Below are 13,968 nucleotides of genomic sequence, written 5' to 3' on the forward strand. Positions count from 1 at the left end.
TCAAAACGGAATGCTCCGGTCTTCAGGCTCCAAGGGCGTCCAGCGAGGGCCGGGCTTGGGCAGGCAGAAAGCGCCAATCGTGGCGACCACCATGAAGGTCTGCCCGGGGTGCTTCTCCGCCAGACGGCGGGCCTCATTGGTCGCTGCCTCCTGATCGTCATGCCGGTAGGTCGGCGGGCCGCCAGCGGGGTTCCAGACGAAGTATCCAGCGGAGTTGAGTGCGCGGGGATCGGTCACGGCAGGCGGTCCCACAACAGGGCCAGCGCGGCAACTGGAGCTATGCAGGCCAGCAGAGCGGGGACCAGAGCCAGCAGCCGAAAAGGCGTGACGCTGGCGTCGAATGGCGCGGTGCGCGGATCGCCCCAATGCCCGACCGAATCGGAACAGCCGACGACAGGCATGGAGCGGTCGCGGTTGCCGGTGGCGCGGGCAGCGGGGAACAGCGGATCGGCCGTGGTGATGCGGATGTCGGTCACGCGGCGCCCTCCACAGGGCTGTAATCCAGCTCCTTCGGGTGGCAGGGCATCGAAAACTTCAACCCGTCGAACACGACGTGGACGTAGTTGTCGTAGGACTTCTTGCCTGCGATCTTGCCGAACTTTCCGGTCACTGTGTGCCGGACGCGCGCACCGGGGACTGGGTTCACACCGCAGGCTTGCTTCACATATTCGTAGGCCATTACGCTGCGGCTCCCATGCTCTCCGGAACAGCCAGGGCCGAACCGGAAGGGTCAGTGTCAGGGGTGGCGAAGTCGTCGTTCGCGCTGATCGCGAGGGCGATGCAGGCCGACAGCTGGGTCGCCATTTCGAGGTTGTGGGCGATCATCGTCTCGGCGAGATCGGGGCGGGTCGGCTTCAGCTTGCGCTCTTGGACGTCAATGTCGTCGAGGTAGAACCGGCGCTGGGCCTCGGCCCGCTCGACCGTCCAGACCTTGCCGCCAATGGTGACGATACGGCCTGCGAAGTGGCGATAGGCGATCATGCCGCACCCCTGGCTTTGGCGATGGCAGCACGCGCGTCTTCAAGCTCGCCCTGGATCGGCAGTCCGCCGAACTTGGCCACGCCCTCCAGCGCAGTCAGTGCCTCCAGCAGATCAGCGCTGATCTTCATGGCGGCCTCAGCGCGTTCCCATTGCGCGCGGCGGTCCCGCTCCGCAGCGTCCAGACGTGAGCGAATGTTAAAGCTGGCGTTATCGCTGAGGTAATCCTGCACGGCCTCCAGCGTCGCGCCGTAAAGCTGGTTCACAGCCTCCTTCATTTCACGCTCAACGACGGGACGGATTGCGTCGAGAACACCGCTCGCCACGGCTTCAAAATCGACTTCCGGGTTCGCGCTCATGCCGCCACCGCCGTCGAGAACATTGCGGCCTTGGCGACGGTCAGCTCACGGCGCCATTCAGCAGCCTTGCGCTCACCGATCTCCTTGCGGGCCAGCATGGCGGTCAGGGCATCGCCCTTGGCGACCGAGATCAGATAGTCGAGGTCGGCGTTCGGCCTGCACTCTTCCATCGCCTGAAGGTCGTAGAGCGCGGCGCGGATAGCGCTGTCGCCGACTTCATTCCGGTGCGGGCCGAAGTCGCGCAGGGCGGCGGCGGACGATCCGGCATGCAACGCCATCTGGCGGGCGGTCGCGGCGGCGGGGCTGGGCGAACCGGCCCAGACCTGATCGGCAATCTGTGCGCCTTCCGGCAGCAGGCGAAGCGCGGCCTCGTGCTTTCCGGGGCGGCGCTGGGTGGTGGCGGCCATCACGCGGCCTCACGTTCGGCGATGGCGACAGCGCAGGCGGCGCGGCCCGCTTCAGCGCGCAGCAGCTTGCGGACGGCGGGGCCATCGACGGGCGGTTCATAGCCCATGGCGATCCGCCACAGGTCGGCCTTGCTGGCGACGTTGGCGAAGACGGCGCCGGTGGACATGCCCATCTCGTCGGCGATCTCGCGGATGCCGATGGCTTCATAGGTGCCGGGTTCAGCCCACAGCCTGCGGGCGGCGGCGATCAGCTTGGCTTGCGTGGCGGCCTTGGCGATCTGGCGCTTGTTCGGGGTTTCGGTCGTGGTGGGAAGCGACATGTGTCTGTCTCCGTGGTGTGGAGAGAGTATGCGCACATCATACTTTTGCCTGCAACAAGAAATATGGCCGTGGCATACTTTTCTCGCCGCGACCTACGCCAACTTCGGACGCAGGCCAGATCCACAGGACTCGACTCCTGCGCAAAACCGGCGATTCGTTAACGGGAGAGAGAGGAGGCGGTAGATGGCCAGAAAGACGATCTATTGCGCTCAGGCGTTCTGGCGCCGGGGCGGCCGGCTGGTCGGCGGCGAGGTGCGGCAGTTCTTGAATGAGGACCGAGCGCGGGCAGGCGCAGAGATACTGCTGACCGGAGCTGATGGCGTCGCGGTGTTCAGCCTGGAGGGCCACCCCGACGAAAACCTGTGGGATGAGCCAAGGATGATAGCGGCTTGGGGCGACACGCCGCCTGGTGACGCTCGGGCCGCCTGATCGTCAGCCTTCGGTGCCGGTTCGCTTAAAGCTTTCCAGCACCTTCAAGGCCTGCGGCTGATCCTCGGCGGCGATAGCGGCCCAGGTCTCAAGCACGCTGGTCGGCAGGTCGTTAGGATCGTGATCTAGGAGCATGCCCGGCGTCGTCCCAAGAACCGGCGCGATCTTCAGCAGCCATTTATGAGACAGGCTCATACGGCCCACTTCAAGCTGCTGAACGGTCGCCTTCGTTGAGCCAATGGCGTCCGCGACCTCATCGAGGGTCATGTGGCGGAATTTCCGCCAAGCACGAAGGTAGTTGTTCTCCATCCATACATTGTGCGCTCGGCGGGCGCGGATGTCGTTTCGCCCACAGCATACTTTTTGGCTTGCTCTGAGGTATGGGAATGGCATACCTTGCGCTTCATGAAAGTCGCTCAGAACATCAAGGCCGCCGACCTCCAGCGCCTCGGCGTCAGCAAGCCCTACTCGCACCAGCTTCTCGCGGGCGGGAAAACGCCCTCTCTGGCGCTGGCGCAGAAGTTGGAGCGCGAACTCGGCATTTCGACGAGCGTGTGGCCCTTGCCGCCCAAACGGCCAGCCAATGACACCCAACCGCAAGGCGAAGTGGCATGACGATCTACAGTATCTACTTGGCCATCGATCCGGATGGGCGCGGCTACGTCGGCTGCACTCGCCATAGCGTCAGGCACCGCTGGTTCCAGCATGTTCTGCCGCCCCGTCAATGGCCCGGCGTGGCGAAGGCCTGCGTGTCCGACGGCATCAAGAAGTTCGGCCGGGAAGGGTTCAAGGTGTTCCACATCGCGTCCGCGATGGGCGTGGAAAACGCCGCCGCAGTCGAGCGTGACCTGATCGAGCAGTGGGGAACCCGCCGCCCCAGCGGCTACAACGGCAACATTGGTGGCGGCGGCCTTACCCGGTCGAGAAACAGCCATCCGTTTGAAGTTTCGGAGGCCTTCTAAAATGGCCTTCGCTCCCATTTCGCGACCCTCCGATCCCCACGTGGTCGCGAAAGCTCCGGCGGGGGTCTCCCTCCCCCGTCTCCCTCGCCGGAGCACCCCATGCTGAGCAGCGACGATCTCCAGATGATCCGCGCCGTCGTCCGCCAGGAACTGACCGGCCTGCTTCATCCGAGCGTCCAGCGGACACCCGCCCCCGTCCCCGCCAACGATCATCCAACTCAACCCGATCAACCTCCGCCTTCGGCCGCATAGCTAAGCCTAAGCCGGTGGCGGGTCACCCGAACAAGCAGCCCGATCATTTCAGGAACACGCGCATGAGCGTCCCCGTCATCAAGGCCATCGGCCCACGCGCCACGCCCGCTCAAATCGCCAAAGCCCTCGGCCGTTGTGAAGCGGATGTGCGCGCCATCATGTTCCCGGAACGAGAAGAGCCCGCGCCTCCGCTCGCCGCGCCAAACCCCGCCGCCCTGCGCTCCTGGACCGACACCGACATGTCCATCCTTCGGCTGATGTATTGCGAGGCCGGCGCAACGGCCGATGCCTGCGCCCATGCACTGAACCGCACACCCGCAGCGACCAAGACGCAGATTCGAAAGCAGGGGCTGCAGCGCACACCAAGGTCGGTGGCGGCATGAACGCCATTGTCCAGTTTCCAGAGCGCGCCGGCAGAGACCTGACCAAGGACACCGCCGTTGGCGTCGCTACGATCAGCCGCAAGGTGGATCGCATCATCGCGGATCACACGCCACATGGCCAAGCCGCACGCCTGACGGTGCGGTTCGCCGTTCTCGCCGCACGACTGCACGTCCCGAAGGCCGAGCTGATCAACGGGCTGCAGGACCTGATCGCCGAAGTCGAGGCACAGCCATGAACATCCCTATCGACCAAATCTCTACCTTCGACCGCGTGCGTCAGGCGTCCCGACCCCAGGTTGACGCCCTCGTCGCCAGCATCCGCGAAGTCGGGCTCTTGAACCCGATCACAGTGGCGCCGACCGATGTCGGGTTCGCCCTCGTCGCGGGGATGCACAGGCTGGAAGCTTGCCGCATGCTGGGCATGACTGCGGTCCCCGCGATCACATTGGACCTGGACGCTAATCAGCGGATCATCGCCGAGTGCGACGAGAACCTGTGCGCACCGACGTTGACCGCGTCCGAGCGAGCCGAGTTCACCCGGCGCCGTAAGGCGGCCTATGAGGCGCTGCACCCCGAGACCATACACGGAGCCATTGGCGGCGGTCATGACCAGAGTCGCCAACTTGGCGACTCTGCAAAGGCCCCTCGCTTCACCACCGACACAGCCGCCGCAACTGGCCAGTCCGAACGTGCTGTTCAGCGCGACGCCGAGCGAGGCGAGAAAGTCTCGGACGAAGCCCTGGGCATGATCAAGGGCACCCGCCTGGACACTGGCAAGTACCTTGACAGCATCAAGAACCTGGCACCCGAGGATCAGGTCGCCAGAGTCGAGGCCGATCTCTCGCCCTCAGAGCCCAACGAAAAACGGGACACAGCGCCAGACGCTCCCGTCGATCCCGAGCGCCGGAAGCTGGCCAAGCTAACGACGGACGCCCTCATCGACGAAGTGTTGGGCCTGCGCGCCCATCTCGCCGACGAAAAGGCAAAGAGCGCCCGCCTGAAGGATGAACGAGAAGACCTGACCTCCAAGCTCACTGAGGCCACCAGCGGCGAGCAGGGCAAGGTGATCGGCAACCTTCAACGCCAGCTGCATCAGCTCAAAGGCCGCATCGCCGAGCATCAGACTGCTGCCAAGCGCTGGGAGCGGAAAGCCGTGAAGGCTGAGGCCCGCGTGAAGGAGCTGGAGAATTTGCCGATCGACATGGGTGCGCTGTGAGCATTCTCGCCCGCATCCAGGCCCACGGCGGGCAAATCGTCCGCGCGGAGTGGCGGTTTACCCTCAAGCCCGGCCGCCTGTCGCCCGCCGCCCTGACTTGGCTGAGGGCGCACTGGCGCGCGGCCTGTGCTGAGTCGTGGCCGGCGCTGGACCGATGGGAAGAACGTGCGGCGATCCGCGAGTATATGGGGGGGCAGTCGCGCGCCGAGGCCGAGGCTGCCGCCTATGCGGAGGTCGCGGGATGCTGACCTTCCGAGACCCAAAGGATATTGTGCTGCGTCCGTACCAAGACGCAGCCGTCGAAGGATTACGAGACGGCCTGCGCGATGGCCGAAAGCGTCTGATCCTCTGCGCACCGACCGGCGCGGGCAAGACGGTCTTGGCGGCGCACCTTCTGAAGCAGGCTGATGAGAAGGGCAGCTACGCACTCTTCCTCGTGGATCGTGTCGCCCTGGTGAACCAGACGAGCGAGACGCTGGACGAATACGGCGTCAACCACGGAATCGTGCAGGGCATCAACCGTCGCTGGGCCCCCCGCGAGAACGTTCAGGTCTGCTCGGTCCAGACCCTAGCTCGCCGCTCCCTGCCCCGTCGTCCCTCGCTGATCGTCTACGACGAGGCCCACTGCCAATACGCGGCGACGTTGAAGTTCATCGCCGATCACCCCGACGCCGTCGCGATTGGGCTGACCGCCACCCCCTTCACCGCCGGCATGGCCGATCATTGGGAGGGCATGGTCAACGTCACCACGACCCGGACACTGATCGACGACGGCTTTCTGATGGAGCCGAAGGTCTATATCGCCAGATCGCCGGATGAGAGCGAATACGGACGCAACAGCTTCGGCGAGTTCTCCGACGAGAGCGCCGCGTCCGCCGGCATAAAGATCGTCGGTGACGTCGTGGCGGAATGGATCGCCAAGACGTCTGAACATTTCGGCGGCCCCGCCAAGACCATCGTTTTCAGCCCGACCGTCGAGCATGGCCGCGAGCTGTGCGCCGCCTTCGCTGCGGCCGGTTTTAACTTCCAGCAGATCAGCTATCTGGACCGCGACGACAACGAGCGCGCCGAAAAGATCGCCGAGTTTCGGCGCCCTGACAGCCTGATCCATGGGTTGGTGTCGTGCGGTGTGTTGACCAAGGGCTTCGATGTCCCTGACGTGTTGGTGGGCATCTCGTGCAAGCCTTACCGTAAGAGCCTGTCGAGCCACATTCAGGAAATCGGCCGCGTCATGCGGACGCATCCGACGAAGAGCAAGGCGCTGTGGCTGGACCACTGCGGCAACTTCGAGCGGTTCGCCGTCGAAATGTACGACGTTTGGGACAACGGCGCCGGAGAACTATCGTCGGCGACCAAACGCGATAGCGTGGCCCGCGAGACCGAGGCCAAGACCCGCGAGCCGCTCAAATGTCCTGAGTGCGGCGGCGGCATGCGGGGCAACACCTGCACGGCCTGCGGCTGGGAGCGTCCGGCACGCTCGGACATTCAGTCGGTCGCGGGCGAACTTCGCGAGTTTGATCCGTCCGCTTTCGGCATGCAGGCGCGCGGGGGCCTGAGGGCGGACTGCCTGAAGCGCCCGAAGGACGTCTGGCACGCCGCGTTGAACTACTGCGCCGCCCACACACGGCAGGGCGAAGATCACGCGCGTCGCTGGGCCTATGGTGTCTTCCGTGGAATCTATCCTGGCGCCAAGCTGCCGACTGGTTGGTATGGCGCTCGCATCCCCGCCGTCGCAGATCCGGCTGCCTATGGCCTGATCGAGCGTGAGACCGCTCGTTTCCGCAAGAAGTCACCGATGAAGAGGGCTGCATGACAGCTCTCTCGCTGGATGACGCCATGCGCCAAGCCTGCGACGCCGTAAGGGTGGCGCCGCCCAAACGCCGTTGCGCGCCTGGCCGGTGGACCCGCACGGATTCCCTAGGCAAGAACGGCAAGAACGACGCGGCGGTGTTGATCGACGACGATCAGCAGGGCGGCTTCGTCTATTGCGAAGGCCTTGGCAGTCTGGCACAAAAGGCGAACGCGCGCCGGGCGCCAACCCGAACGCGCGCTCTAACCAGCCCCACCTGTAAGGAGGTCGAGATGGCTGAGAAGCGCATATGCGCCGTCGAAGGCTGCTGCAAGTCTGTAAGCGTCAGGGGCTTCTGCCCGGCCCATTATCAGCGGTGGCGAAAGTACGGTGACCCGACCGCCAAAGCATCACCGCGCGAGCCGAAGCCAAAGCCGAGCTGCGCCGTGGAGGACTGCGACTTGCCTTCCGTCGCGCGCGGATGGTGCGAAAAGCACTACTGGCGCTGGCGCCGCAACGGCGGCCCTCTTGAGCAAAAACACGCTTCACCGGGCGAGGCCATGCGCTGGCTTTCTGAGGTTGCACTGCCGTTTGACTCTGACGCCTGCCTGACGTGGCCATTTGCGACCAGCGCTGGCTATGGACGCATTTGGCACGACGGGGCCGTAACCTACCCGCACAGGCTGATTTGCGCCGCCGTTAACGGCCCGGCGCCCGAGGGTCAGGAGGCGGCTCACCTTTGCGGGAACGGCCATCTTGGATGTGTGAACCCCGCGCATCTCGTCTGGAAAACCCGCGCCGACAATCTGGCGGACAGGCTTGTTCACGGAACCCACAATCGCGGGGAGGCGCACCCGGCAGCCAAGCTGACAGAGGGTGAGGTCCGGTCCATCCGCAAGCTGCTGGGGACCATTCCCATGCGAGCAATCGCCGAGCGCTTCCAGGTGTCTGTGGGGACCATCGGAAGCATCGCCTACCAGCAGAACTGGGGCTGGCTGGAATGACCACCCTGCAACAAGCGCTGTCCGATGCCTGTTCCGCTGTCGGGGTTGAAATGCCTCGTCGTCGTCTGATGCCTGGCAAATGGGTGCGCAGCGACACCAAGGGGCGCCACGGTAAGGATGATGCCTCCATCCTGATTTTCGATGATCAATGCGGCGGGATAGTCTGGAACCATCAGACTGCGATCAGTCACCGCTTCCGCGTCGATGGCGCGAACGACAATCGCCCGGCCGATCCGATGATCGAAGCCCGCCGGCGGGAGCGAGACGCCGAGCGGGAGACCGAGCGTCGGCACGTCGAGCGCATCTGTGCCGACCTCGTGCAGGGATGCAGGACCGACGTTCACCCCTACCTGAAGTCCAAAGGCTTCCCGGACGAGCTAGGCCTGGTCTGCGACGACCCACGACAATTCTTCCCGTCCGGCCGGTTCGGCGACATGCTGGCCCACGCCTTGCCCGAGGGCCAGGGCCCGTTCCTGATCGTTCCCGGCCGCGTCGGCAAGGCGATCACGACGGTTCAGTTCATCACACCTGGCGGCGCCAAGAAGAATATCCTTCGGGGCGTCATGTCCGGGGCCGCCCACCGGATCGCCTCAGGGCGCGACACATGGGTTTGTGAGGGCATCGGGACCGCCATGACTGTCAGAGCAGCCCTGCGCCTCTTGGGGGCCTCGGCGACGGTCCTATCGGCCTTCTCTGCGTCCAATGTCGGGCAGGTGGCAGAGTCCATCCCAGGATCGCGCATCGCAGCTGACCACGACAAGCCTGTCGAGACGCTGGAGTGGAAAGGCGCGGGCGAGTTCTACGCCCGCCGCTCGGGTCGTCATTGGACGATGCCCAAGCAGATGGGCGACGACTTCAACGACCTGCACCAGCGAGAAGGCCTTCGGGCCGTGGCGCTGCACCTTAGGGAGGCGCTGGGATGATGAAGAGACCCCGCGCTCTTGGAGAACGCGGGGCCGGCCTGGCGGACGGTTTGAAGACAGTGGCGCCAGACACCGGAAGCCTACCACGGGGCGGAACCCCAGGCGAAGCGCAGTCCGAAAGAGTGAAGCGCGGTTCCCGGCACGATGACCAAGGTGTCGCAAGTAGCACTCGACGATCCGGCGATAGTCACTCGACCAGATCGGCCCAAGGCGGCGGCTCGGCTCGGCCAGCAAGATCGCACGGGGCATGGACCGGCTCTGGTGTTTCCTCGGAGACGCCAGGGCTGGTCGTCCTATGCCCCCGACAACGACTCTCTCAACCAGCAAATACAAGACAGATCATAGAGATAGAGATGAACGTGACCCGCGAGGAAATCGAAGCCGCCAGAACATCGGCAGGAGGCTGGACGCGCCGGCAGCTAGAGGCGTGGGGAGTGCCTTGGCCACCACTCAAGGGCTGGAAACAAACCCTGATCTCAAAGCACAAAGGAGAAGCAGCATGAGCCGGAAGAAGAAGGGCAAGATTACCTTGCGCAAGATCGGTCAGCCCGAACCGCAAGCCGCGCTGGAGGTGTCTAACGCCTTGCTCCGCGAGCGACGGGCTGAAGCCGCACGGCTGAAAGCTCAGGGTGCGGACGTGAACGCAGACAAACGCTCGGGGGAGATTCTGGGCGCCTGGCGCCGTGATGTGTTCACGATCCTCCGCAACCGCCACGGCAAGCCGAGCGATGGTTTCCCTAAGGGGCGCCCGGCGTTGTCGCAGAGAGCCTATGAGGCCTTCCGGGGCCATGAGACCGACATCCACCTGTCAGAGGGTGCGTCGAGCGGCGACCGCCGGCCCGATTTCATCCGCGCATCCGTCGAAGGCGCCCCAGGCCAGAACGTCACCCAGGAAGCGATCGACGCGGCCGGACGGGTGAAGAAGACGCTGCTGGGCCTATCCCCGACTGACGCCCGCCTGCTGACCGCCCTGATGACCGGAGAGAAGGCGCTGGCGCGAAACTGGCGCCAGACCGTGGAGGCGGAGACGGGAGAGACGGCTGACGAGAGCCAGGCTTCCCGGATCCGCGCCCTGGGCGAGAACCTGATCCACGCGCGCGGCGTCGCCACGGCGAAGGCGGTCCAGCCCGCGAATGACCGGCCGCCGCCCCAACCTCATCAGCAGAAGGTGACGTGGTTCAGAGGCTCGGACTTCGGTCGATAACTTGGGGCTTTTCCGACCGGTCGAAGCAGGGTACATAAATGCAAGGTCGCTTCGCGCGGCCAGAAGATCAGGCCCACGGGAAACCGGCGGGCCTTTCTTTTTGCTCGGAGGGTGCGGATGGCGGCTGACGTCGGCGGCATCCTTGCTGAAAGCCAGGCGCGCGATGCGGAATGCACGATCTGCGCCTCATACTGCTGGCCCAAGATCGTCGAGCGCACCACCCGCAATGCGGACCACTTCGAACGGCTGATCTGCTCGACCGAGGGATCGCACTTTAGGCGGGTTTGGATCGGCGGGTATGCCATCTAGTCGGGAGGCAGGGATGTCCAAGGCTGATCGGTTCTACGTGTATGTCGTTCGTATCAACGGACAGACGCGTTACGTCGGCAAGGGCTCGGGCAACCGCTACCGCATTCACTTGACCCGCAGTCACAACGAAACGCTGCGGTCCGAAGTGGAGACCGCGAAAGCGCAGGGATGGCCTGTGCGGGTTAGGATCATATCCTCGGACTTGTCAGAGCGCGACGCCTTCCGTCTGGAGCGCCGTGCGATCTTCAAGTGGTCGCGAAAGACCGTCAACATCTCCATGGGAAGCCATACCGAGATGGAGCGGATAGCGATGCAATGCCGCGCCAGCCTCTTAACGCTGAAGAGCGAGGATCGCGTTCGGCAAGAGGGCGTATGGATGGGCGCCTCGGTCGAAGAGCGCCTGTGTGCGCTGCGGAGCATCCGCGAAAGGCTGACGCGCTTAGCCGAGGCTGCCTGAAAAACAATCAACGGAATCAAATCATGGCCGCACGAGGTGGCGCTCGCCCCGGCGCGGGCCGTAAACCCGGCAAGGTGTCTCAGGCCAAGCGGGACATTGCCGAGATGGCGAAGGCATATGCAGCGGGAGCCCTGGGGGTTCTGGTTGAGGTGGCCAACGACAAGGCGGCCCCTCAGTCCGCCCGAGTATCGGCCGCTACAGGCATTTTGGACCGGGCTTATGGAAAGCCCCGGCAGTCAGTCGAACTTGACGGCGTGTTCAACGGCGCGCTGACCGTAACCTATGTGGGCGCGTCCCCTGGTCCCGTCCCCGCTCCGAGCGAGGAGGATTACGAGACGGCCGAGTGATCTACGAACCGATCCCGGCTTTCCGGTTCCTGACCGCGAAGCCCCTCGGCTCATATCGCTTCCGCGCTGCCCACGGTGGACGCGGCTCGGCGAAGTCCTGGTCGGTCGTGGATGCCGCGATCTTCCACACGGTCACGACCGTTCGGCTTCGTGTCGTCTTCCTCCGGGAGGTGATGGCGAACCTGAAGGAGTCTTCGCTGGAACTAGTTCGCACTCGGCTCCAGCACTTCGGCCTTCTCGGCACCTACTTCCGCGAGGTGGACGGAACGTTCGTCGGCCTCGGCGGTCAGAAGATCATGTTCATCGGCCTCTGGAAGGGCGGAAAGCCAGAGGGCATCAAGTCTTTGGAAGGTGCCGGCCTGACCATCCTGGAAGAGGCCCAGGAGGTAAAGCAGGCATCACTGGATGTTCTGATCCCGACCGTCCTCCGCACCGTGATCTCTGAGTTGTGGGCGATCTGGAACCCGCGTCTGGCGACCGATCCGATAGACCTGTTCTTCCGCGGCCCGGTGAAGCCGAAGCGCGCCATCGTCCGCAAGATCAACTTCGACCAGAACCCGTTCTTCCCTGATGCTCTACGCGAGCTGATGGAGTTGGACTTCCTGAAGGACAAGCTGCGGGCGGCCTGGATCTGGCTCGGTGCCTACATGCCGTCGGTCCAGGGCGCTATTTGGAACCGCGAGGCGCTGGACGAGGCGTGGCGTGAGGGCCGGAATGCCGCCGAGGGCGATTGGGGCCGGGTTGTCGTAGGTGTTGACCCATCGGGCGGCGGTGACGACGTCGGCATCGTGGTCGCCGCTGAATACGGCGACGGCGCCATCATCCTCGAAGACGCCACCTGCCCTGCCACCTCGCCGATGGCCTGGGCCACCGCCGTCGCCAAGTGCGTCGATCGCTGGAATGCGGACTGCGTGGTCGCCGAGAAGAACTTCGGCGGCGACATGGTCGAAAGCACGCTTCGCGCCGGCGGCGTCAAAGCCCGCGTCGTCATGGTGTCCGCCAGCCGAGGCAAACAGGTCCGCGCCGAACCCGTCGCCGCACTCTATGACCAGAAGCGGATCAGGCACCGCGAGCAGTTCCCGCTGATGGAGGCCGAGATGCTGATGACCACCCCGGCCGGCTATCAGGGAGACCTCTCGCCGAACCGCATGGATGCGCTGGTCTGGGCGGTGACCAACCTGAAGGTCGAGCCGCAATCGACCGTCGCCATGTTCCTGAAGAGCCGGCACCGCGGATGAGCGCGCGTCACCTTCTGGCCAACGCCGCGACGCGGTCGATCCAGGCCATGTTCCCCGGCTTCTTCTTCGGCGCCCAGAAGCACAACCACGCTGCCGACTTCGGCTATCCAGATCAGGTCAGCTTCGAGCTCGCCTTTGACGCCTACTGCCGCAACCCGCTGGCCCGCGCCGCCGTGGACAAGACGGTCGGCAAGACCTGGGAAGACAATCCTTACCTGCAAGAGTTCCAGCGGGACGGCACCGAAGGCGGCGACCAGGGCGAAACGGGGCTTGAGGCCGACATCCGTCAGCGCTTCGCCGATCTGCGCATCTGGCAACATCTCGCCGAGTGCGATCGCCGTAGCCTGGTCGGCTGCTACTCTGGACTGATCCTCCGCTTCGCCGACAGCAAGGCGTTCAAGGAGCCCGTCGACACGGTGTCGGGCGGCCTCATGGGGCTGGTCGAGGTCATCCCCGCATGGGAAGGCCAGCTGACCGTCAGCACCTGGGACACCGACGAGAAGTCGGAGGGTTATGGTCAACCGACCATGTTCAGCTTCGCCGAGTCGGCCGTTGGCCAGCAGAAGCAGCCGCGCACCTTCGAAATCCACCCCGACCGCGTGATCGTCTGGTCGCCCGACGGCACCTTGAACGGACGTTCCGCCTTAGAGCCCGGCTATAACGCCCTGCTCGACATGGAGAAGATCCGAGGCGGCGGCGGCGAGGGCTTCTGGAAGAACGCCAAGTCCGGTCTCAGCCTGGAAATCGACAAGGACGCCAAGATCGAGAACATGGCCCAAGCCATGGGCGTCCCCGTCGCAGAGGTCGTGGACAAGATCGACGAGCAGGTCGAAGGCTTCAACAAGGGCTTCGACAAGTCGCTGCTGCTGTCCGGCATCAAGGCGACGCCGATGCAGGTCAACCTTCCCTCGCCCGAGCACTTCTTCGCCGTGGCGGCGCAGTCGTTCGCGGCATCATGGTCGATCCCCATGAAGGTGCTGATCGGCTCTCAGACCGGCGAGCGTGCCTCGACCGAGGACAGCGAAGAGTGGGCCAAGGTAAACATGGGCCGCCGGACTAACCAAGCCGTCCCCGCCATCATGACCTTTGTCAACCGCCTGGAGCGGGTGAAGGTGCTGCCGCAGAAGGACTGGTTCCTGAGCTGGACCGACCTGACCGAAAGCTCGATGGGCGAGAAGATCGACCGGGCCGTGAAGATGGCCGACGTCAATTCCAAGCAGCCGTCCGGCGAGATCGTCTTCACCGGCGACGACATCCGCGCCGTGGTGGGCATGGAGCCGCTAAGCGACGCTGAACGGTTCCGCGACGAGGCTGACCCCGCCGAAGAGCAGGACGCCCTGGACCTGCCCCAGACCGAAGACCAGCCGGCTCCGGCCGCCTGATCCACCCA

At 64.7% G+C, this 13,968-nt stretch carries 23 protein-coding genes; 15 read left to right on the forward strand and 8 right to left on the reverse strand.

The genetic code is table 11. From position 1 onward, the window contains the following. Genes RTU05_RS02600 through RTU05_RS02630 form a run of 7 tightly spaced genes read right to left on the reverse strand, consistent with a single transcriptional unit; the run spans position 1 to position 2,064 of the window. Positions 1–237: a hypothetical protein gene (locus RTU05_RS02600; protein WP_312595436.1), complete on the reverse strand. Its 237-nt coding sequence runs from the start codon at positions 235–237 to the stop codon at positions 1–3. Then, the gene (locus RTU05_RS02605) at positions 234–476 is read right to left on the reverse strand and encodes a hypothetical protein (protein ID WP_312595438.1); all 243 of its coding nucleotides are present in this window, start codon (positions 474–476) and stop codon (positions 234–236) included. Before RTU05_RS02605 ends, RTU05_RS02600 begins: the two co-directional genes overlap by 4 nt. Beyond that, positions 473–679 (reverse strand): hypothetical protein, encoded by a 207-nt coding sequence (locus tag RTU05_RS02610; RefSeq protein WP_312595440.1) that lies wholly within the window; start codon positions 677–679, stop codon positions 473–475. The genes RTU05_RS02605 and RTU05_RS02610 overlap by 4 nt, the downstream gene beginning before the upstream one ends. Then, positions 679–981 carry a hypothetical protein gene (locus tag RTU05_RS02615; protein ID WP_312595442.1) on the reverse strand — a complete coding sequence of 101 codons (303 nt, stop codon included), beginning with the start codon at positions 979–981 and terminating at the stop codon, positions 679–681. Before RTU05_RS02615 ends, RTU05_RS02610 begins: the two co-directional genes overlap by 1 nt. Next, on the reverse strand, positions 978–1,337 hold the full coding sequence (locus RTU05_RS02620; protein WP_312595444.1) for a hypothetical protein: 360 nt from the start codon (positions 1,335–1,337) through the stop codon (positions 978–980). The genes RTU05_RS02615 and RTU05_RS02620 overlap by 4 nt, the downstream gene beginning before the upstream one ends. Further along, positions 1,334–1,744, reverse strand: coding sequence for a hypothetical protein (locus RTU05_RS02625; RefSeq protein ID WP_312595446.1), 411 nt, complete (start codon positions 1,742–1,744; stop codon positions 1,334–1,336). The genes RTU05_RS02620 and RTU05_RS02625 overlap by 4 nt, the downstream gene beginning before the upstream one ends. Continuing rightward, positions 1,744–2,064, reverse strand: coding sequence for a helix-turn-helix domain-containing protein (locus RTU05_RS02630; RefSeq protein ID WP_312595448.1), 321 nt, complete (start codon positions 2,062–2,064; stop codon positions 1,744–1,746). The genes RTU05_RS02625 and RTU05_RS02630 overlap by 1 nt, the downstream gene beginning before the upstream one ends. 184 nt (positions 2,065–2,248) lie before the next feature. Between RTU05_RS02630 and RTU05_RS02635 the strand changes: the two genes are divergently transcribed. Further along, complete coding sequence (locus tag RTU05_RS02635) at positions 2,249–2,494, forward strand: hypothetical protein (protein WP_312595450.1); 246 nt, start codon at positions 2,249–2,251, stop codon at positions 2,492–2,494. A gap of 3 nt (positions 2,495–2,497) precedes the next feature. On the opposite strand, the gene RTU05_RS02640 is transcribed toward RTU05_RS02635, so the two are convergent. Then, positions 2,498–2,803: a helix-turn-helix transcriptional regulator gene (locus RTU05_RS02640; protein WP_312595452.1), complete on the reverse strand. Its 306-nt coding sequence runs from the start codon at positions 2,801–2,803 to the stop codon at positions 2,498–2,500. Between the two features lie 96 nt (positions 2,804–2,899). Between RTU05_RS02640 and RTU05_RS02645 the strand changes: the two genes are divergently transcribed. The 14 genes from RTU05_RS02645 (at position 2,900) to RTU05_RS02710 (ending at position 13,960) form a co-directional block, all read left to right on the forward strand. Next, positions 2,900–3,109 (forward strand): helix-turn-helix transcriptional regulator, encoded by a 210-nt coding sequence (locus RTU05_RS02645; RefSeq protein WP_312595454.1) that lies wholly within the window; start codon positions 2,900–2,902, stop codon positions 3,107–3,109. Then, complete coding sequence (locus tag RTU05_RS02650) at positions 3,106–3,456, forward strand: hypothetical protein (RefSeq protein WP_312595456.1); 351 nt, start codon at positions 3,106–3,108, stop codon at positions 3,454–3,456. Before RTU05_RS02645 ends, RTU05_RS02650 begins: the two co-directional genes overlap by 4 nt. A gap of 314 nt (positions 3,457–3,770) precedes the next feature. Next, positions 3,771–4,091, forward strand: coding sequence for a hypothetical protein (locus tag RTU05_RS02655; RefSeq protein WP_312595458.1), 321 nt, complete (start codon positions 3,771–3,773; stop codon positions 4,089–4,091). Then, a complete protein-coding gene (locus RTU05_RS02660; protein ID WP_312595460.1) occupies positions 4,088–4,327 on the forward strand; it encodes a hypothetical protein in 240 nt (79 codons plus the stop codon). The genes RTU05_RS02655 and RTU05_RS02660 overlap by 4 nt, the downstream gene beginning before the upstream one ends. Then, entirely contained in the window at positions 4,324–5,307 is a 984-nt protein-coding gene (locus RTU05_RS02665) for a ParB/RepB/Spo0J family partition protein (protein ID WP_312595462.1), read from the forward strand. Before RTU05_RS02660 ends, RTU05_RS02665 begins: the two co-directional genes overlap by 4 nt. Further along, entirely contained in the window at positions 5,304–5,555 is a 252-nt protein-coding gene (locus RTU05_RS02670) for a hypothetical protein (protein WP_312595463.1), read from the forward strand. The genes RTU05_RS02665 and RTU05_RS02670 overlap by 4 nt, the downstream gene beginning before the upstream one ends. Next, positions 5,549–7,120 carry a DEAD/DEAH box helicase gene (locus RTU05_RS02675; protein ID WP_312595464.1) on the forward strand — a complete coding sequence of 524 codons (1,572 nt, stop codon included), beginning with the start codon at positions 5,549–5,551 and terminating at the stop codon, positions 7,118–7,120. The genes RTU05_RS02670 and RTU05_RS02675 overlap by 7 nt, the downstream gene beginning before the upstream one ends. Continuing rightward, positions 7,117–8,100: an HNH endonuclease gene (locus RTU05_RS02680; RefSeq protein WP_312595465.1), complete on the forward strand. Its 984-nt coding sequence runs from the start codon at positions 7,117–7,119 to the stop codon at positions 8,098–8,100. Before RTU05_RS02675 ends, RTU05_RS02680 begins: the two co-directional genes overlap by 4 nt. Next, positions 8,097–9,023, forward strand: a complete 927-nt coding sequence (locus tag RTU05_RS02685) for a hypothetical protein (protein ID WP_312595466.1) — start codon at positions 8,097–8,099, stop codon at positions 9,021–9,023. Before RTU05_RS02680 ends, RTU05_RS02685 begins: the two co-directional genes overlap by 4 nt. 499 nt (positions 9,024–9,522) lie before the next feature. Continuing rightward, entirely contained in the window at positions 9,523–10,227 is a 705-nt protein-coding gene (locus tag RTU05_RS02690) for a hypothetical protein (protein WP_312595467.1), read from the forward strand. 117 nt (positions 10,228–10,344) lie between these two features. Continuing rightward, positions 10,345–10,536, forward strand: coding sequence for a hypothetical protein (locus RTU05_RS02695; protein WP_312595468.1), 192 nt, complete (start codon positions 10,345–10,347; stop codon positions 10,534–10,536). Between the two features lie 13 nt (positions 10,537–10,549). After that, positions 10,550–10,993, forward strand: coding sequence for a hypothetical protein (locus RTU05_RS02700; protein WP_312595469.1), 444 nt, complete (start codon positions 10,550–10,552; stop codon positions 10,991–10,993). Positions 10,994–11,336: 343 nt separating this feature from the next. Further along, on the forward strand, positions 11,337–12,578 hold the full coding sequence (locus RTU05_RS02705; protein ID WP_312595470.1) for a phage terminase large subunit: 1,242 nt from the start codon (positions 11,337–11,339) through the stop codon (positions 12,576–12,578). Next, complete coding sequence (locus RTU05_RS02710) at positions 12,575–13,960, forward strand: anti-CBASS protein Acb1 family protein (RefSeq protein WP_312595471.1); 1,386 nt, start codon at positions 12,575–12,577, stop codon at positions 13,958–13,960. The genes RTU05_RS02705 and RTU05_RS02710 overlap by 4 nt, the downstream gene beginning before the upstream one ends. Positions 13,961–13,968 lie beyond the last annotated feature (8 nt).

The organism is Brevundimonas sp., from assembly GCF_032017145.1.
In the GTDB taxonomy this organism is placed as follows: domain Bacteria; phylum Pseudomonadota; class Alphaproteobacteria; order Caulobacterales; family Caulobacteraceae; genus Brevundimonas.